This is a genomic window from Actinoplanes sp. NPDC051411 (genome assembly GCF_040682075.1).
Lineage (GTDB): Bacteria > Actinomycetota > Actinomycetes > Mycobacteriales > Micromonosporaceae > Actinoplanes.
On the sequence record NZ_JBFBAD010000003.1, the window covers coordinates 40,821 to 58,296 of the forward strand.

15 protein-coding genes are annotated in these 17,476 nt (G+C 72.8%); 12 read left to right on the forward strand and 3 right to left on the reverse strand.

Annotation, left to right across the window (positions count from 1 at the left end):
- Positions 1-53 precede the first annotated feature (53 nt).
- Positions 54-2,546 (reverse strand): glycoside hydrolase family 3 C-terminal domain-containing protein, encoded by a 2,493-nt coding sequence (locus AB0M88_RS02150; RefSeq protein WP_364094055.1) that lies wholly within the window; start codon positions 2,544-2,546, stop codon positions 54-56.
- 36 nt (positions 2,547-2,582) lie between these two features.
- Between AB0M88_RS02150 and AB0M88_RS02155 the strand changes: the two genes are divergently transcribed.
- The 3 genes from AB0M88_RS02155 to AB0M88_RS02165 all read left to right on the forward strand — a co-directional run bounded on the left by AB0M88_RS02155 (position 2,583) and on the right by AB0M88_RS02165 (position 4,527).
- Entirely contained in the window at positions 2,583-3,599 is a 1,017-nt protein-coding gene (locus AB0M88_RS02155; RefSeq protein WP_364094058.1) for a LacI family DNA-binding transcriptional regulator, read from the forward strand.
- Between the two features lie 18 nt (positions 3,600-3,617).
- Positions 3,618-3,956: an antibiotic biosynthesis monooxygenase gene (locus AB0M88_RS02160; protein ID WP_364094060.1), complete on the forward strand. Its 339-nt coding sequence runs from the start codon at positions 3,618-3,620 to the stop codon at positions 3,954-3,956.
- A gap of 94 nt (positions 3,957-4,050) precedes the next feature.
- Complete coding sequence (locus tag AB0M88_RS02165; RefSeq protein ID WP_364094063.1) at positions 4,051-4,527, forward strand: hypothetical protein; 477 nt, start codon at positions 4,051-4,053, stop codon at positions 4,525-4,527.
- Between the two features lie 87 nt (positions 4,528-4,614).
- On the opposite strand, the gene AB0M88_RS02170 is transcribed toward AB0M88_RS02165, so the two are convergent.
- Positions 4,615-5,229, reverse strand: coding sequence for a hypothetical protein (locus AB0M88_RS02170; RefSeq protein ID WP_364094066.1), 615 nt, complete (start codon positions 5,227-5,229; stop codon positions 4,615-4,617).
- Between the two features lie 197 nt (positions 5,230-5,426).
- Here AB0M88_RS02170 and AB0M88_RS02175 point away from each other — a divergent pair, with 197 nt between their 5' ends.
- The 9 genes from AB0M88_RS02175 to AB0M88_RS02215 all read left to right on the forward strand — a co-directional run bounded on the left by AB0M88_RS02175 (position 5,427) and on the right by AB0M88_RS02215 (position 16,431).
- Positions 5,427-6,749 (forward strand): efflux RND transporter periplasmic adaptor subunit, encoded by a 1,323-nt coding sequence (locus tag AB0M88_RS02175; RefSeq protein WP_364094069.1) that lies wholly within the window; start codon positions 5,427-5,429, stop codon positions 6,747-6,749.
- Positions 6,750-6,824: 75 nt separating this feature from the next.
- On the forward strand, positions 6,825-7,577 hold the full coding sequence (locus AB0M88_RS02180) for a response regulator transcription factor (protein ID WP_364094071.1): 753 nt from the start codon (positions 6,825-6,827) through the stop codon (positions 7,575-7,577).
- A 4-nt stretch (positions 7,578-7,581) separates the two neighbouring features.
- Complete coding sequence (locus AB0M88_RS02185) at positions 7,582-9,165, forward strand: HAMP domain-containing sensor histidine kinase (RefSeq protein WP_364094074.1); 1,584 nt, start codon at positions 7,582-7,584, stop codon at positions 9,163-9,165.
- 64 nt (positions 9,166-9,229) lie between these two features.
- A complete protein-coding gene (locus AB0M88_RS02190) occupies positions 9,230-10,510 on the forward strand; it encodes an HlyD family efflux transporter periplasmic adaptor subunit (protein WP_364094076.1) in 1,281 nt (426 codons plus the stop codon).
- Positions 10,507-11,262: an ABC transporter ATP-binding protein gene (locus AB0M88_RS02195; RefSeq protein ID WP_364094079.1), complete on the forward strand. Its 756-nt coding sequence runs from the start codon at positions 10,507-10,509 to the stop codon at positions 11,260-11,262. Before AB0M88_RS02190 ends, AB0M88_RS02195 begins: the two co-directional genes overlap by 4 nt.
- Complete coding sequence (locus AB0M88_RS02200; RefSeq protein ID WP_364094081.1) at positions 11,259-12,458, forward strand: ABC transporter permease; 1,200 nt, start codon at positions 11,259-11,261, stop codon at positions 12,456-12,458. Before AB0M88_RS02195 ends, AB0M88_RS02200 begins: the two co-directional genes overlap by 4 nt.
- A 16-nt stretch (positions 12,459-12,474) precedes the next feature.
- A complete protein-coding gene (locus AB0M88_RS02205; RefSeq protein WP_364094084.1) occupies positions 12,475-13,107 on the forward strand; it encodes a DUF5666 domain-containing protein in 633 nt (210 codons plus the stop codon).
- Positions 13,108-13,211: 104 nt separating this feature from the next.
- The gene (locus AB0M88_RS02210) at positions 13,212-16,007 is read left to right on the forward strand and encodes a LuxR family transcriptional regulator (RefSeq protein WP_364094087.1); all 2,796 of its coding nucleotides are present in this window, start codon (positions 13,212-13,214) and stop codon (positions 16,005-16,007) included.
- Between the two features lie 166 nt (positions 16,008-16,173).
- Positions 16,174-16,431, forward strand: a complete 258-nt coding sequence (locus AB0M88_RS02215; protein ID WP_364094090.1) for a hypothetical protein — start codon at positions 16,174-16,176, stop codon at positions 16,429-16,431.
- On the opposite strand, the gene AB0M88_RS02220 is transcribed toward AB0M88_RS02215, so the two are convergent.
- On the reverse strand, positions 16,419-17,408 hold the full coding sequence (locus AB0M88_RS02220; RefSeq protein WP_364094092.1) for a TerC/Alx family metal homeostasis membrane protein: 990 nt from the start codon (positions 17,406-17,408) through the stop codon (positions 16,419-16,421). The genes AB0M88_RS02215 and AB0M88_RS02220 overlap by 13 nt on opposite strands.
- Positions 17,409-17,476: the final 68 nt, after the last annotated feature.

Here is a 17,476-nt window from a genome sequence, read left to right on the forward strand (position 1 = left end):
GCGGGGCCGCGGGAGGACGGCGGGGCCGCGGGAGGACGGCGCCCGGCCGGCGATCAGGAGACGGAGGCGCGGATGTCGCCCAGGCCGCGGGCGACCAGGAACGTGCCGCCGTTGGCGATGCGGGTCCACGACGCGGAGTCGGTGTCCCACTTGCGCCACATGCGACGGTCGGTGTGGACGGTGACCCGAACCGACTTGCCCGGCTCGACCGTGACCGCGGTCCAGCCGACCAGGCGGACCGGCTCGTCGGGCTCGACCGGTCGCAGGTAGACCTGGACCACCTCGCGGCTCGTGCGCTTGCCGGTGTTCTTCACCGTGGCGTGGATCGCCGGTGCGTCGCCGAGTACCAGCCGGACGTCGCTGTATTCCCACGTCGAGTAGCCCAGGCCGTGCCCGAGCCAGAAGACCGGGTCGGGGGCGCGGCCGCCGAAGTGGCCGCGGTAGCCGATGAAGCGGCCCTCGTCGTAGACCAGCCGGCCGTCGATCGGGGTGACCGACCAGGCCGGCGTCTTGCCGTCGTCGGTGGGGAAGGTGGTGACCAGGCGGCCGGCCGGTTCGATGTCGCCGAGCAGGGCCGCTGCCACGGCGTGGCCGCCCTCCTGGCCGGGCAGGCCGGCCCACAGTACGGCGTCGACGCGGGACAGCCACGGCATGATGACCGGGGTGGCGGCGTTGACGACCACGACCGTACGGCGGGCGGCGCCGGCGACGGCCTCGACGAGGGCGTTCTGGGCGCCCGGCAGGTGGAGGGTCGCCTTGTCGACCGACTCGGTTTCCTGCTCCTCGGTCAGGCCGACCACGACGACCGCCACGTCGGCGGCGGCCGCGGCCCGCACCGCCTCGTCGATCACGTCGACCGTCTCGCGCGAGGCCGCGTGCCCGATCAGGCCGAAGCCCCCGATCCGGAACGAGTCCTGCACCGACACGGTCGCCTCGAACACGTCGCCGGCCGACACCGGGACCACGAACGTGTGCGCCGGCGGAGCCAGGATTTCCTCCGCGAAGCCGTTCCCGCCGACCGTGAGGGACACCGACGAGGAGTGCGAGCCGGCCGACAGCTCCCAGTCCCCGACGCCGATCACGCCGAGCTCAACCGGCGAGGCGGCGCCCGGCGAGGCAGGGTCCGGCGAGGCGACGTCCGGCGAGGCGACGTCCGGCGAGGCGACGTCCGGCGAGGCAGCGTCCGCCGAGGCAGCGCCGCCCGGCGGGACGGCGCCGGGCGCCGCGATGACGCCGGTGAAGCGGGCCGAGGCGACCTTGCCCGAGAAGTCGTCGTCCATTCCGATGGTCGTCCAGGCCGACGGGAGGTCCCGCTGTTCGAGCTCGTTCCCGGCCGCGTCGTAGAGGACCGCCCTCAGCGACGAGAAGAAGCCGGCGCGGGCGGGCACCGGCCGGGTCCGCACGTCGACGCCGTCGACGACCGTCACGTTCGAGCCCAGCAGCTCGGTCAGGCCGGTCGCGACACTCACCTGGTAGGGCGGGTTGACCTGGGCCGAGCCGCCGCCCATGTCGATCGTCTCGAGCGCGTGCCGGCCGATCAGGGCGACCGAGTCGGTCCGGCGCAGGGGCAGGACCGCGTCGTTGTTCTGCAGGACGGTCATGCCGCGGGCGGCGATGCGGGTGAGTTGCGAGCGGCGTACGGAAGAAGCCGGCGCCGGCAGGTCGGCCGGGAAGACCCGCGGGGTGCCGAGGGCGCCGGTGCGCCGCGCCAGCAGCAGCAGGCGCCCGAGGTGATCGTCGATCACCGCCTCGTCGACCTCGCCCGAGTGCACCGCCGCGACCAGCGCGTCGCCCCAGGGGCCGTCCGGTCCGGGCATGACCAGGTCGAGGCCGCCGTTGGCCGCCGGGCCGGCCGTCTTGGTCGCGAACCAGTCCGACATGATCAGCCCGCGATAGCCCCAGAGATCCTTGACGATCTCGGAGTTCACATGGGTCTGCTCGGTCGACGGCAGGCCGTTGACGTCGTTGTAGGCCGCCATGATCGTCCACGGGTCGGACGAGGAGATGGCGATTTCGAACGGCAACAGGTAGACCTCACGCAGCGTGGCCTCGTCGACGACGCTGTTGACGGTGTTGCGGTCGGTCTCGGACTCGTTGGCCACCAGGTGCTTGAGGCACGCGGCCACGCCCAAGGACTGGATGCCCCGCACATAGGCCGCCGCGATCTTGCCGGTGAGCAGCGGATCCTCGGAGTAGGCCTCGAACAGCCGGCCGCCGAGCGGCGTGCGGTGCAGGTTGATCGTCGGCCCGAGCACGACGTGGATCTCCTGGGCCATGGCCTCCTCGGCGAGGAGGCGGCCGAACTCGTACGCCTCCTGTTCGTCCCACGCCGAGGAGAGCAGGGTCGCGTTGGGGAAGAGGGCGACGATCCGGCCGCCGCTGAACTTGAGGCCGCGTACGCCGGTCGGGCCGTCGGAGAAGCGCAGCTCGCCCAGGCCGATCGACGGCTCTGGATGGAGGGTGAACGCCGACGCGCCGGTGAGCAGGCGCACCTTGGTGGGAAGGTCGAGCGACTTGATGAGGGCGATGGGGTCGTCGGACGTCATGAGCTCATGGTTACACGTGTAAGTTAGGATGTCACCATGCCGGAATCAGGCACCCGCCGGGTGACCAGCGCCGACGTCGCGCGGCTGGCCGGGGTGTCGCGGGCGACGGTCAGCTACGTCCTCAACGACACCCCGCGGCAGACCATCTCGGCCGATACCCGCAGCCGGGTGCGAAGCGCCGCCGCCACCCTCGGTTACGCGCCGTCGGCCGCCGCGCGCACGCTGCGCACCGGCCGTTCCGACGTCGTGCTCCTGCTGCTGCCCGACTGGCCGATCGGCCCCGAGGTCGGCGCCATGCTGGGCCACCTCTCGACCGAGCTCGCGCGCATCGGCCTGACCTTCGTCGTGCACCCGGGCAACCGCGAGGACCGGCCGATCAGCGAGATCTGGAAGGCGATCACACCGGCCGCCGTCATCGCGTACGCCGACTTCTCACCCGGCGAGATGGCCGCCATGCGCGCGGCCGGCGTTGCCCTGGTGGTGGCCCTGTTCGGCCGCGAGCCGCAGAGTTGGGGAGCCGAGCACGGCCGCGAGCTCGAGGTTCCCCAGCAGCTGGTCGGGCGGCGGCAGGTCGAGCACCTCGCGGCGGCCGGCCACACCCGGCTCGGCTACGCCTGCCCCGACGACGAGCGCCTGCAGTTCTTTTCCGAGCCCCGCCTCGCCGGCGTGCGGTCGGCCTGCCGGGCCGGCGGCCTCCCGGAGCCGCTGACCGAGACGGTCACCCTGAGTGCCGAGGCCGCCGCCGATTCCGTACGCCGTTGGCGCGCGAGCGGCGTCACCGGAGTGTGCGCCTACAACGACGAAGTCGCCCTGGCCGTTCTCGCCGGCGTACGTCGGCTCGGCCTGGCCGTCCCCGCCGACCTCGCCGTGATCGGGGTCGACGACATCCCGCCGGCGCGGCTCGCCGCGCCCGCGCTGACCACGGTGACCACCGACCAGTCCGCGGTCGCCGCCCACCTGGTCGAGACCGTGCTCGCCGCGATGAAGGGCGAGCCCGGCCCGGTCTTCCAGGCCGCTGACCTGGTCGGGGTGGTCAAGCGCGAGTCGGCCTGAGCCCACTACGGTGGGCGCATGTCGGATGAGAAACAGGCAACCATCGCTCCTGGCGACCAGATCCTCACCTTGATCAATACATTCACCTGCGCCGACGCCCGGCAGGGTGAGCTGGTCGCGGCGATCGAGAAGTCGATCGCCGACACATTGGCCCTGGTCGACGGGCTGATCTCGGCCAGCGTGCATGCCAGCCTCGACCGCACCCGGGTCATCAGCTACATGCAGTGGCGCAGTGTTCAAGATTTCGACCAGGCCGAGCTGCATCCCAAGGTCCGCGACCACCTGGCCGCGATCCTGTCGATCGCCGAGTCGGCCGACCCGCGGCTCTACCACGTCACGTCGGTGACCTGCTCCTGAGCCGGAAGTACAAGGAACGCACAGGTTTCGCACACGGGTGACCAAGGCTGTGGGCGTTACGTGGAGGGGTACCCGACGTCAGTAGGAGCCCGCCATGCTCGTGCAGCTGAACCAGACCTCCGCCCCCCGCGATTTCTCGATCACCGCGACCGGCCTGCCGGTCAACCCGTCGACCGTCCCGGCGCGGTCGCGTGGCCCGCGCCCGGTGGTGGCCGTTCTCGGCCGCCCGGGCCGGGTCGCCGGGCTGGCCCACCATCTGCCGGGCGGCTGGTCGCTGCGACAGCCGGACGGGTTCGACGACGTTCGGCCGGGCGAGATCGTACTGCTGGGCGGCACGAGCGTGCACGAGGTGGGCCTCGCCCGGGCGGTGCTCCCGGCCCGCACCCGGGTGGTCGCGCTGGTCGACGACGAGGCCCCGCCCGAGGTCGTCGCCGGGGTGCTCACCGCCGGGGCCGACGTCTGCGTGCGGGGAGGGCAGCCGGCGATCCTGGCCGGCCATCTGGTCGCCTGTCGCCGCCGCGATCTCGCCCAGCGCTGGGCGAGCATCGACGCCGACCGCATCCCGATCTAGGGCGCGGTCGCCCGGCCGGGAAAGCAGGCCGTGCCGGCGCCGCAGTTCGGGGGGTGGCGCGACGCCGGCACGGAGAACCGCGAAAGGTCAGGAAGACGGGGTCGGCGAGGCGCTCTGCCGGAGCACCGAGCACGTCTTCAGGGCCTGCTGCGTCTTCGGGTCGGTGCTGGCCGGGCGGCCGCCGTTCATCGTGACGCCGTGCTGCTGGAGGCAGTTGCGGTAGGCCGAGTTCTGGCCGCCGTTGCCGCCGAAGCCGCCGCCGCCCGGGCCGCGGCTGGGCAGCGACGAGGCGCACGCCTGCTGGGCCTTCTGCCAGGTCGCGTCGTCGACGCCGGCCGGCTTCTGGAAGAACCCGGCACCGCCGCCACCACCCGGAAACCCGCCGCGGCCCCCGCCGAAGCTGCCGCTCGGGCGCGGCCGGGGCTGGCCGGAGGGCCGGGTGTAGGAGCCGGTCCCGCGCGACGCGCCGGTGCGAGGCGCGAACGACGGCAACGTGATCGTCACGCCGTTCTGCTTCATGCAGTCCACGTACGCGGTCAGCGCCTGATTCGTCCCCGCGCCGTTGGCCCCGCCGCCGCCGTTGCCGCCCGAGCTGGTGGTCTTGTCCGAGCCGCCTCCGCAGGCCGCCGCGAGCATCACGGCCGCGGTGGCCACGAGCAGGGCCGCCGCCCGCCGGGGCCCCTGGGAACTCCTAATGCGCACGATCGCAGCCCTTCTTCGAGTCACCCAAACGTGTCGCGTCACTCAAGCCCGCCTATCTGCACGCAATGTCGGACGAGCCTCAGAGTTAGCTAGGAAGCCCAAGGTCGGTCCGGCCGGGCACGATCGGCCTGGGCTCCGAGGGAACTCCGAGGTAGGACCGAGCGGACGGCGAGATCGGCACACGACACTTCGTCACCATGGGTGAAGTTCTGGCCGGTCGTCGGCGCTGGATCTGGGCCGTCGTCGCGGTGGTCGTGCTCGCGCTGATCGGGTACGGCGTGGTGCACGCGTTGACCGCGGGCGCGTCGGAGAGGCCGAAGGCGGCCGCCACGGTCGCGGTGGACCGGGGCGCGGTCAGCACCGACGTGGGCACCACCGGGACGGTCGAGCCGGCCCAGACCCGCAGCCTCTCGTTCACGGTCGACGGCGCGGTCGAGAGCGTCTCGGTGCGGGCCGGCAGCGAGGTGCAGGCCGGGCAGTCCCTGGCCAAGGTCGACGACAGCGACGCCCAGCAGGCGGTCGATGACGCGCAGGCCGCCCTCGACCAGGCCGACTCGCAGCTCACCGAGGCCCAGGACAGTTCGGCCAAGCAGACCGAGGCCGCCCGGTCGGGCACGTCGACCGGGTGTGTGGCGCCGGCCGCGTACACGGTTCCGGCCACCGCGACCGCCTCGCCGTCGCCCAGCGTGTCCGCGAGCAGCCGGCCGACCGCGAGCCCGACCCGGACCGCGACGCGAACGGCGACGCCGACCCGCACCGGCTCACCGGCCACCGGCACCTCACACGGCACCGGCTCGGGCACCCGCGGCGGGAGCACCGGCGGCGGGACGGGCACCAGCTGCGGGCGTACCGGCAGCAGTGCCGGCGGCAGCAGCGCCGGCGGCAGCGGTCAAGGGCAGCAGGGAAGCGGGTCGGACTCCGTGCTCAGCGCCCAGCAGCGCGTCGTCTCGGCCAACACCACGCTGGAGAACGCCGAGGACGCCCTGGAAGGCACCACGATCACCGCCCCGATCGCCGGCCGCGTCCTCTCGGTCAGCGGCAAGGTCGGCAGCCAGGTCAACTCCGGCTCCACCTTCATCACGCTGGCCGGCACCGCCACGATGCAGATCGACGCCGACTTCCCGGAGGCCGACGCCGACAACCTCAAGGTCGGCCAGGCCGCCTCGGTCACGCTGGCCGACCAGGACGGCAAGACCTTCAAGGCGACCGTCGCCGAGGTCGATCCGACCGGCACCAGCGACGGCACGATGGTCCGGTACGGCGCGCAGCTGGCCTTCGACGCGACCGGCCAGCCGCCGAACCTGCTGGTCGGGCAGAGCGCCACGGTCGCGGTGACCACCGGCAGCAAGGCCGGCGTGCTGCGGGTGCCGAGCACCGCGGTGCACGACGTGGCCGGCCCCTCGGGCACGATCCTGAGGAACGGCACCCAGGTCAAGGTCGGCATCGGCCTGCGCGGCGACCAGTACACCGAGATCACCAGTGGCCTGGCCGAGGGCGACCAGGTCGTACGTTCATGGTGAGAAATCACCAGGGGGCTCAGCGGACTCCGGTCACATTCATAGCTAATTCCTAGGTGGCATTGATATTCCTTTCGGGTGCTCACCGATTCCCGTTCCTCCCTCACCCTGAGCGAGCCCCCGGCGCGGGCCGCCCGGGTCCTGGTCGTTGACGACGAGCCGAACATCTCGGCCCTGCTCAGCGCCACCCTGCGCCTCGTCGAGTTCGACGTGCGGGTCGCCGACTCCGGTCACGGCGCCCTGGTCGCGGTCGAGGAGTTCGACCCCGACCTGGTCGTTCTCGATGTGATGCTGCCCGACCTCGACGGCCTCGCGGTCGCCCGGCGGCTGCGCTCGACCGGCCGTCAGGTGCCGGTGCTCTTCCTCACCGCGCGCGACGCGGTCGAGGATCGCATCTCCGGCCTCTCGGCCGGCGCCGACGACTACGTCACCAAGCCGTTCAGCCTCGAAGAGGTCGTGCTGCGCATCCGGGCGATCCTGCGGCGCACCCAGCCCGAGCTGGACGCCCCGGCCGACTCGGGCACCCTGCGCTACGCCGATCTCGAGCTCGACGAGGACGCGCACGAGGTCCGCCGGGCGGGCCGGCTGGTCGACCTGTCGCCGACCGAGTTCAACCTGCTCAAATATCTGCTGATCAACGCGGGCCGGGTGGTCAGCAAGGCGCAGATCCTCGACCGGGTCTGGAAGTACGACTTCGGCGGCGACGGCCGCATCGTCGAGTCGTACGTCTACTACCTCCGCCGCAAGATCGACAAGACCGAGCCGCCGCTGATCCACACGGTTCGCGGGGTCGGCTACGCGCTGCGACTGCCGCGGGGCGGCGAAGAGTGACGAGTTGTCCGGCCTGCTGAGCCGCGCGCGCCGGGCCGGGCGCGGAGCACGCCGCGCGGCGAGGGCGGCCGGGGGCCTGCGCCCGCGGCGGTGGAGCCACTGGACCCTCCGGTCCCGGCTCGCGCTGGTGGTCGGCGCCCTGGCCGCGGTCGCGCTGATCGTCGCCAACGTCGCCGGGGTCCTGCTGATCCGCGGCTACCTGCGCGACCGGGTCGACGACCAGCTCCAGGGGATGATCCGGCCGCTGTCGGCCGCCCCCTTCCGCAACGCCGACCAGGGTGCCCCGCCGCGGGCCCGGATCTGGCGGGGCCTCGGTCCCGACCAGCTCGCCTACTTCTACGGCCCCGGCGGCACGCTCGACGCGACCCGCAGCTCGACCGCCGACGCGGCCCGCCCGTCGCCCCAGCCGTTCACGGTCGCGACCGCCCGGGCCGCCACCGGCCACCCCTACACGGTCGAGGCCCGCGACGGGAGCGCGGCCTGGCGGATGATCGCGGTGCGCAACACCGAAACCGGCGACATCGCGGTCGTCGGCGTCTCGCTGGTCGAGATCCAGGAGACCACCGACCGGCTCATCCTGATCGACCTCGCGGTGACCGTGTTCATGCTGGCCCTGCTCGGGGCCGGGGCCGCCTTCGTGGTGCGGCTCGGCCTGCGGCCACTGACCGACATGGAGAAGCTGGCCACCGAGATCTCGGCCGGCAACCTTTCCGAGCGGGTCGCCGACACCGACGCGCACACCGAGCCGGGCCGCCTCGGGCTCGCCCTCAACTCGATGCTCACCCGCATCGAGGGCGAGGTCGACGCGCGTACGGCGTCCGAGCGGCGCCTGCGCCAGTTCGTGGCCGACGCCTCGCACGAGCTGCGTACGCCGCTCACCTCGATCCGCGGCTTCGCCGAGCTCTACCGCCGCGGCGGCGCCCCGCCCGGCCCGGCTCTCGACGAGACGATGAGCCGCATCGAGCGCGAGGCCGGCCGGATGGGCGTGCTGGTCGAAGACCTGCTGATGCTGGCCCGGCTCGACCGGCAGCGCCCGCCCGCGCTGCGCCGGGTCGACCTGCTCGAGATCGCCGCCGACACGATCCGCGACGCGCACGCGCGGGTGCCCGACCGCCCGGTCAAGCTGGCCGGGCTGAGCGACGACACCGAGACCTTCGAGCCGGCCACCGTGCTCGGCGACGAGCACGGCCTGCGCCAGGTGGCGACCAACCTCGTCGCCAACGCGCTCCAGCACACCCCGCCGCAGGCCCGGGTCACGGTGCGGGTCGGACGCCTGCCGGTCCGGCCGCCGAAGGCCGCCAGCGTGCAGTCCGGGCCGGTCCTGCTCAAGCCGGGCACGAGCCTGGCCGTCTTCGAGGTGACCGACGACGGGCCGGGCGTCCCCGGCGCCCACGCCCCGCGCGTCTTCGAACGTCTCTACCGCGCCGATGAGAGCCGCACGCGGGGAAAGGGCGGCGGTTCCGGGCTCGGCCTGTCCATCGTCGCGGCCATCGTCCATGGTCACGGAGGGTGGGTGGAGCTCGACGAACCGCGCGGCGGCGGGGCGACCTTCCGGGTACTCCTCCCGACCAGCGGTGACTCGCCGTGAGGTTCCGAGCTGGCTCCGAGGTTGCGCCGAAGATCCTCCAAGGCCTGACGACCACAGTGTCGGCATGCCAGCGCGCCTAAATCTGCGACGCCCCTCGACGGCGGTCAACGCCGTCCTCGTAGTCGCGCTCGTCGCCGGGGCCTTCTGGGCGTACGAGACGATCTCCGGACCGGACACCACGTCGGCCGCCAATGCCTCGGCCCGGACGGTCCCGGTACGCACCGGCACGGTCACCAAGACCGTGACCGCGGACGGCAGCGTGGCGAGTGCCACCACGGCGTCCGCCAGCTTCGTCACCGGCGGCACGGTCACCGAGATCGACGTGCACGTCGGTCAGGTGGTCAAGAAGGGCCAGGTGCTGGCCAAGGTCGACCCGGCCGCCTCGGAGCGGAGCCTCGACGCCGCGCGGGCCGACCTCGACGCCGCGAACGACTCGCTGAGCCGGGCCCAGGACGCCGACTCCGACACCTCGACCGCCGAGAACGCGGTCGAGCAGGCCCAGCTCGAGGTCGACCAGGCGCAGGCGGCGGTGGACGGCTGCACGCTGAAGGCGCCGATGGCCGGCACGATCACCGCGGTCAACGGCACGATCGGCAGCTCGTCCTCCGGCACCGGCAGCTCGTCCTCGTCTTCCTCCTCGTCCCGATCGGGGAGCAGCAGCGGCGGCGGCAGCACCGGCGGCGGGAGCACCGGCGCCGGCGGCACCAGCGGAGGCAGCTCCAACTCGAGCAGCAGCAGCTCCAGTTCTTCGAGCTCCGGCTTCATCGAGATCGACGACCTCGCCAAGCTGGAGGTCACCGCCGCCTTCGCCGAGGCCGACGCGACCAAGCTCAAGGAGAAGCAGACCGCGACCGTCACCTGGAACGCGCTCAGCAACACCTCCGAGCCGGCCAAAGTCAGCGCGATCGATCCGTCCGCGACGACGTCCAACAACGTCGTCACCTACGGCGTCACGCTGAGCCTCGACAAGATCCCGGCCGGGGCCAAGGTCGGCCAGACCGTCTCGGTCTCGGTCACCACCGGTACGGTCGACAACGCGCTGATGGTCAGCTCGGCCGCGATCACGTCTGTCGGCAACCGGCACACCGTGACCGTGGTCAGCAACGGCACCCAGCAGCTGACCCCGGTCGAGGTGGGCCTGGTCGGCGACAGCGACACGCAGATCACCTCGGGCGTCCAGGAGGGCGCGCAGCTGCTGATCAACACCGCGTCGACCGGCACGAGCACCGGCGGTGGCGGGTTCGGCGGGGCGGGTGGCATCGGCGGGGCCGGCGGGCTGGGCGGCGCGGCCCGGGGCGGCGCGGCCGGCTTCGGCGGCGCCCGGACGACCGGAGGCGGGCGATGAGCCGTCCGGTTCTCGACGTCCGCGACCTGCGCAAGATCTACGGGGCCGGGGAGGCGACCGTGCATGCGCTGGCCGGCGTCACGCTGAGCGTCGAGCGCGGCGACTACGTGGCGATCATGGGGTCCTCGGGCTCCGGCAAGTCGACCCTGATGAACATCCTCGGCGCGCTCGACATCCCCAGCTCGGGCAGCTATCACCTGGACGGCGTGGACGTCAGCAAGCTCGGCGACCGGCAGCTGGCGCTGGCCCGGAACCGGCTCATCGGCTTCATCTTCCAGGCCTTCAACCTGATCCCGCGCACGTCCGCGGTGGCGAACGTCGAGCTGCCCCTGGCGTACGCGGGCGTCAAGCCGAAGGAACGCCGGCGGCGTGCCATGGCCGCCCTCGAGGTGGTCGGGCTCGTGGATCGGGCCCGGCACGAGCCGAACCAGCTCTCCGGCGGTCAGCAGCAGCGGGTCGCGGTGGCCCGGGCCCTGGTCACCGAGCCGGCCCTGCTGCTCGCTGACGAGCCGACCGGCAACCTCGACAGCCACTCCACGCACGACGTGCTCAACGTCTTCGACCAGCTCAGCGCGTCCGGCCGGACGATCGTGCTGATCACCCACGAACCCGAGGTGGGCGACCGGGCCAAGCGGCTGATCCGGCTGGTCGACGGCCGGATCGTCTCCGATGTGCGCCAGTCGCCGATCGAGCAGCCACCGGCCGGGTTGACCACCGGACGGCACCACGTCTGGGCCGGGAGACGCGCATGAGCCTCTACGAGGTGATCCGGTTCGCCCTGCGCGGGCTGTCGGCCAACAAGCTGCGCTCGGCGCTGACCATGCTCGGCATCCTGATCGGCGTCGCGGCGGTGATCCTGCTGGTCGCGGTCGGCAACGGCTCGGCCAAGGCGATCAGCGACCGCATCTCGGCGCTCGGCACCAACACGATCACGGTGATGAGCGCGGGCCGGGGCGGCTCGACCAACACCGCGCTGACCGTCCCGATCGCCGACGCGCTGGTCGACCCGACGCTGGCGCCGGACGTGAAGTCGGTGTCGCCGGTGGTCAGCACCGACGCCACGGTCACCTACGGCGGCAACGACGAGGACGTCAACTCGTTCGTCGGTACCACGCCGGGCTGGTTCGCCGCCTCCAACACCCCGATCGCGACCGGCTCGTCGTTCACCCAGGACGACGTCAACCAGGGCCGGCGGGTGGTCGTGATCGGCCAGACCGTGGCGACCGACCTGTTCCCCGGCGTCGATCCGATCAACAAGCAGGTCACCGTCGGCGGCTCGCTGTTCACCGTGGTCGGGGTGCTGGCCGAGAAGAGCTCGACCGGCTTCCAGGACGCCAACGACACCGCGATCGCCCCGCTCACCGCGGTGCGGCAGGTGCTGGCCGGGTACGGCTCGCTGACCTCGATCCTGGTCGAGGCCGGCAGCCCGGACAAGGTCGACGCCGTGCAGTCCGAGGTCGCCACCATCCTCAACCAGCGGATGAACGTCTCCTCGACCACGACCTCCACTCCTTACCGGATCCAGAACGCGTCGCAGCTGCTGCAGACCCAGACCGACACCGCGAACACGTTCACCACGCTGCTCGGCGCGGTGGCCGCGATCAGCCTGCTCGTCGGCGGCATCGGCATCACCAACATCATGCTGGTGACGGTCACCGAGCGGACCCGCGAGATCGGCATCCGCAAGGCGCTGGGCGCCCCGCGCCGGGTGATCCTCACCCAGTTCCTCATCGAGGCGACCCTGCTCAGCGTCATCGGCGGCGCTCTGGGCGTCGCGGCCGCGCTGATCGGCAGCAGCTTCGAGATCGTCGGGGTGAAGCCGGTCATCGTGCCCAGCTCCATCGGGCTCGCCCTGGGCGTGTCCATCGCCATCGGCCTGTTCTTCGGCGGACTGCCCGCCAGCCGCGCCGCCCGCCTGCGTCCGATCGACGCGCTGCGCTACGAGTGAGGATCGTGTGACTTCCATGAACGACGACACCGCCATCCTGTCGGCGCTGCCGGCCGGGCAGCTGCCGGACGCCGAGCCGGAGGACGAGAGCCGGGACGGCCTGGCCGAGGAGCTCGCGCACGCCGCCCCGAAGCGCTGGTGGAACCGGGGCACGGTGGTGCTGGCCGGTCTGGTGCTGCTGGCCGGCGGTTTCGTCGGCGGCGTGCAGGTGCAGAAGAACTGGGGCAGCACCCAGTCGCGCGGCTCCGGCTTCCCGGCCGGCGGGTTCGCGGCCGGCGCCAACGGCGGTGCCGGGCGCTATGGAGGCGGCACCGGCCGAGGCGGCGCCGGAGCGTACGGCGGCGGGAACCTCGGCGGCGGCGCCGCTTCCCAGGCCGGCGGTGCTCAGGCCGGCGGTGCTCAGGCGGGTGGTGCTCAGGCGGCCTCTTCGGGCACCACCGGGACGGTGAAGTTGGTCGACGGCTCAACAATTTACGTTCAGACACCGGATGGAAACCTGGTCACTGTGAACACCGACGGCAAGACCGCCGTCTCGGCCGCCAGCAAGTCCAGCCTGAAGAGCATCAAGGCTGGTCAGAAGGTCACGGTGCAGGGTGCCGCCGGCTCCGACGGAACGGTCACGGCGACCTCGGTGACCACCCAGAAGTAGCCTCGTATCCGAGAAGATCGATAGCTTGTCATATGTGAACCCATTGATGAATACCCCTTGAGGTTCTTAGGCTGAGCCCAGCTCGGACCTAGGGGGTGACTCGCGTGCAGCCCGACGCGACCGCACTCTGGGGCCGCGCCGCCCTCCTCGCGACGATCGAGAATCGTCTCTGCACCGGGGGCGGCGTCGCACTGCGCGGGCCGGCCGGCATCGGCAAGACCGCACTGCTCGACGCGGTCGCCGCGGCGGCCGGGGCCCGCGGCGAGCTGGTGCTGCGCCTGCGGCCGGTACCGACCGAGCGCGCGCTGCCCTATGCCGGCATCGCCGACCTGGTCGGCCAGCTCCCGCCCGGCCACGCCGCCGCGCTGCCGCCCGCCCAGCGCAACGCCCTCGCCGCGCTGCGCCAGGGCCTGCCGCCCCGGGCCGGCACCCCGGCGCTCGCCCGCCGGCTCGTGCTCCCGCTGCTGCTCGCGCACTGCGCCCGCACCGCCCCGGTCCTGCTCGTGCTCGACGACGTGCAGTGGCTCGACCCCGAGTCGGCCGAGCTGATCGGGTTCGCCATGCGCCGCCGGCCCGGCCCGCGCGTCCGGGTCGTGGCCGCCCAGCGCCGTCCCGACCCGGCCGGCCAGCGCCGCGCCGTACGCCTCTGCCCGGCCCCGGCCGTCGAACTGGCCGTCCCGCCGCTCGAACCGGACGACCTGACCGCCCTGCTCGAGGCCCGGGGCCTGCCCTGCCGTACGGCGAGCCGCATGCACGAGGCGAGCGGCGGCAACCCGTTCCTGGCCCTCGCCCTGGGCGGCGCCGTCTCACCCGGCCCGGCCTGGCGCCCGGCTCCTCCGCCGCTGCCCGAGGCGGCCCGCGAACTGCTCCGGGACCGTCTGCGCGCCCTGCCCGGCGAGGTGGCCGAGACGATCCTGGTCGCCGCCCTGGCCACCGAGCCGACCACGACCGTGCTGATCCGGGCCGGTCGCGAGGACGCCATGCGTGACCTGCGCCTGGCCGCCGCCGCGGGCATGGTCGAGCTCGACGGCGACGCGATCCGCTTCACCCCGCCGCCGATCGGCCAGTTGCTGCGCGAGGAGACCGCGGCCGCCGATCGCTCGCGGGTGCACGCCGCGCTGGCCGCCGGCGCGGTCGACCCGATCGAGGCCCTGCGCCACAAGGCCCTGCAGACCGGCCGCCCCGACGCGGCGGTCGCGCGGGAACTGGCCGGGGCGGCCGAGCACTGCGCCGAGCGGGGGGCCGGGCGCACCGCCGCCGAGCTCTACCTGCTGGCCGCCGACCGCTGTCCGCACGAGCTGGCCGACGAGCGGCTCGACTGGCTGGCCACGGCGGCGCGTACCGGCCTGACCGGCGGCGCGTTCGCGCTGGCCGGGCGGGCCGCCGAGGCCGTGCTGGCGGCCGACGCCCCGGCCGGGCACCGGCTGCGGGCCCGGCTGGTGCTGCTCGACCTGTCCGGGCAGGCGCTCTCCGACATGGGGGAGACGTTCGCGGCGGCGCTGGTCGAGGCGGGCGACGACCCGGCCCTGCTCGCTCCCGTACGCCTGCGCCTGACCTGGGCCGCGATGATCGCCGGCGACCCGGACAAGTGGGCCGCCGAGGCGGCCCGCACGATCGACGCCGCGCGCCGGGCCGACGACCCGACGATCGAGGCGATGGCGCTCGGGGCGGTGGCGCAATATCAGCGGGTGACCGGCGAGCCCCGCTGGGCGGACACCCTGGCCCAGGCGCTGGTCCTGCCGGCCACCCCGGCCCCGGACTGGCTGCACTACGCCCCGCACTACCTGGCGGCCCGGTTCGCGATGGTCGACGACCGCCTCGACGAGGCCCGGGCCGAGCTGCTCAAGCTGCTGCCGCTGACCGAGCACGACCGGATCGGCGAGGCCCGGGTCGAGGTGCTGCGCAGCCTGTCCGAGGTGGCCACCCGCGCCGGCCGCTGCCGCGACGCCCTGCAATACGCGCGCCGCGCGGTGACGGCGGCCCAGGAGGTCGGCCTGAGCCCGGGACCGACCTGGTACACGGCCGCGGTCGCCGAACTGGCCGGTGGCAGCCTGGGCGCGGCGGCCGGGTTCGCCCGCCGGGGCGTACGCGCGTCCGAACAGGAGGGTGACAGCCTCTACCTGCGCCGCAACCTGCACGCGCTGGGCCAGGCCGAGCTGCGGGCGGGGGAGACCCGGGCCGGAGTGGCGGCGCTGCGCCGGCTGCGCGACCTCGAGGCCGAGCTGGGCGGAGCCGACCCGATGATCGTGCGCTGGCAGGGTGACCTGGCCGGTGGCCTGGCCGCGCTCGGCGAGCACACCGAGGCCGCGTCGGTGCTGGCCGAGGCGCGGGCGGCCGCGCACCGCCTGGGCACGACCCCCGGAGTCACCGGCTATCTCGACCGGGCGACCGCGGTGGTGCTCTCGGAGAGTGGCCAGGCCGACTCGGCGGTCGTGCTGTCGGCCGCCGCGGCCCGCCACTTCGAGCAGTTGCACCAGCCGATCGAGCAGGCCCACGCCCTGCTCGTCCAGGGTGGAGCCGAGCGCCGGCGCCGCCGGTACGCCGCCGCCCGGCTGGCGATCACCGCCGCCCTGGCCATCTTCCTGGCCGCCGACGCCAAGCCGTGGGCCGAGCAGACCGAGCGGGCGCTGGCCCGCACCGAGGGTGGCAGCTCGGCCCCGGGCACCCTGCCGGTCGATCTGGGACTCACCTCGACCGAGCTGAAGATCGCCGGCCTGGTCCGCGACGGGGCCAGCAACCGCGAGATCGCGAGCCGCCTCTACCTCAGCGTCAAGACGGTCGAGGCGACCCTGACCCGGGTCTACCGCAAGCTCGGCGTACGCTCCCGCACCCAGCTCTCGTCCCGCCTCCAGGCCGCCGAGCCGGTGGCCGCGGTGTCCGAAGTCACCTCGACCGTCTGACCTGGACGTCGACAACGGAGAGTGACGCCGGCAACAGTCGGCGGGTGGCGCCGATCACTTTCGAACCCACCGTTTTACCTGCGTGATTTGGGGATGAAAGACGGGCCGGGCATGGTTGTAGCAAGAGGAAAAACAGTTACTGAGAGTTTCGGGAGACAGGGACACCATGCAGTTCACGATCAAGCTCCGCGACGCCCGCAGGGCGCTGGCCAACCGGCGCGTCGAGCGCGTCGCGCACCGCCGGCTCGCCGACGAGCTCGCCGGGTTCCGCACCACCGCGGAACGGGCGGAGCTCGACGAGTTGATCAGCCGGCACACCCCTGAAGAGACCGAGCAGATCCGCGCGATCCTCTACCGCCACGACGTGGTGCGGCAGCAGACGGGCGCGCGGCAGACCGCCGGCCTGGGTGGCTACCGCGGCTGACGCTCTCCATCCGAGGCTCGGACAGGTTTCCTGTCCGAGCCTTTTCGTTGGGATTTCAGGAGGCTGGCCACGGTGGTGACGGCCAGGACGGCCACGATGACGACGAGCGAGAGCGGGGTGCCGATCTCGGGCACGCCGTGGCTCAGGTCGCTGTGCGCCCAGTGCAGCGCCAGCTTGACCCCGATGAACGCGAGGATCACCGACAGCCCGGCCGACAGGTAGACCAGGCGGTCGAGCAGGCCCTTGACCAGGAAGAAGAGCGCCCGCAGGCCGAGCAGCGCGAACGCGTTGGCCACGAACACCAGGTACGCCTCGTCGGTCACGCCGAAGACGGCCGGGATCGAGTCGAGGGCGAACAGCACGTCGGTGCTGCCGATCGCGATCAGCGCGATGAGCAGCGGAGTGACCACCCGGCGGCCGCCGACCCGGGCGACCATCTTGCCGCCGACGTAGTCGTCGGTCACCGGGAGCACCCGCTTGGCCGCCCGCACCAGGAAGTTTTCGTCGACCTTGCGCTCCTCGGAGCGGTGCCGGAAGAGCTGGACGGCGGTCCAGATCAGCACCAGCCCGAAGATCAGGAACATGAACGAGAAGAGCGACAGCAGGGTGGCGCCGAGCGCGATGAAGGCGACCCGCAGCAGCAGCGCGATGACGATGCCGAAGGTCAGCACTTCCTGCTGATATTTCGACGGCACCGCGAACGTGCCCATGATGATCACGAAGACGAAGAGGTTGTCGACCGAGAGGCTCTTCTCGACCAGGTAACCCGCGAAGTACTGGGTGCCGTACTCCCAGCCCGAGACGTGGGCGAGCACGAAGCCGAACGCGACGGCGACGGCGATGTAGAAGACCGACCAGACGGCCGCCTCGCGGAAGCCGACGGCGTGCGGGCGCAGCACACCCAGGGTCAGGTCGAGGGCGAGCAGGGCGACGATGACGGCGATGGTCAGCGTCCAGCCGAGCGCGGTGACCTCCATGGAAAAGGGACCTCCCAGCGGCAGTTGTTTCGAAGATTGTCTCCGCTGCCCCTGGGAAGTCCCTGGTA

Coding starts and splice junctions, on each gene's coding strand:
- AB0M88_RS02150 (WP_364094055.1), bottom strand. CDS start 2,546: ATGACGTCCGACGACCCCATCGCCCTCATCAAGTCGCTCGACCTTCCC.
- AB0M88_RS02155 (WP_364094058.1), top strand. CDS start 2,583: ATGCCGGAATCAGGCACCCGCCGGGTGACCAGCGCCGACGTCGCGCGG.
- AB0M88_RS02160 (WP_364094060.1), top strand. CDS start 3,618: ATGTCGGATGAGAAACAGGCAACCATCGCTCCTGGCGACCAGATCCTC.
- AB0M88_RS02165 (WP_364094063.1), top strand. CDS start 4,051: ATGCTCGTGCAGCTGAACCAGACCTCCGCCCCCCGCGATTTCTCGATC.
- AB0M88_RS02175 (WP_364094069.1), top strand. CDS start 5,427: ATGGGTGAAGTTCTGGCCGGTCGTCGGCGCTGGATCTGGGCCGTCGTC.
- AB0M88_RS02190 (WP_364094076.1), top strand. CDS start 9,230: ATGCCAGCGCGCCTAAATCTGCGACGCCCCTCGACGGCGGTCAACGCC.
- AB0M88_RS02195 (WP_364094079.1), top strand. CDS start 10,507: ATGAGCCGTCCGGTTCTCGACGTCCGCGACCTGCGCAAGATCTACGGG.
- AB0M88_RS02200 (WP_364094081.1), top strand. CDS start 11,259: ATGAGCCTCTACGAGGTGATCCGGTTCGCCCTGCGCGGGCTGTCGGCC.
- AB0M88_RS02205 (WP_364094084.1), top strand. CDS start 12,475: ATGAACGACGACACCGCCATCCTGTCGGCGCTGCCGGCCGGGCAGCTG.
- AB0M88_RS02215 (WP_364094090.1), top strand. CDS start 16,174: ATGCAGTTCACGATCAAGCTCCGCGACGCCCGCAGGGCGCTGGCCAAC.
- AB0M88_RS02220 (WP_364094092.1), bottom strand. CDS start 17,408: ATGGAGGTCACCGCGCTCGGCTGGACGCTGACCATCGCCGTCATCGTC.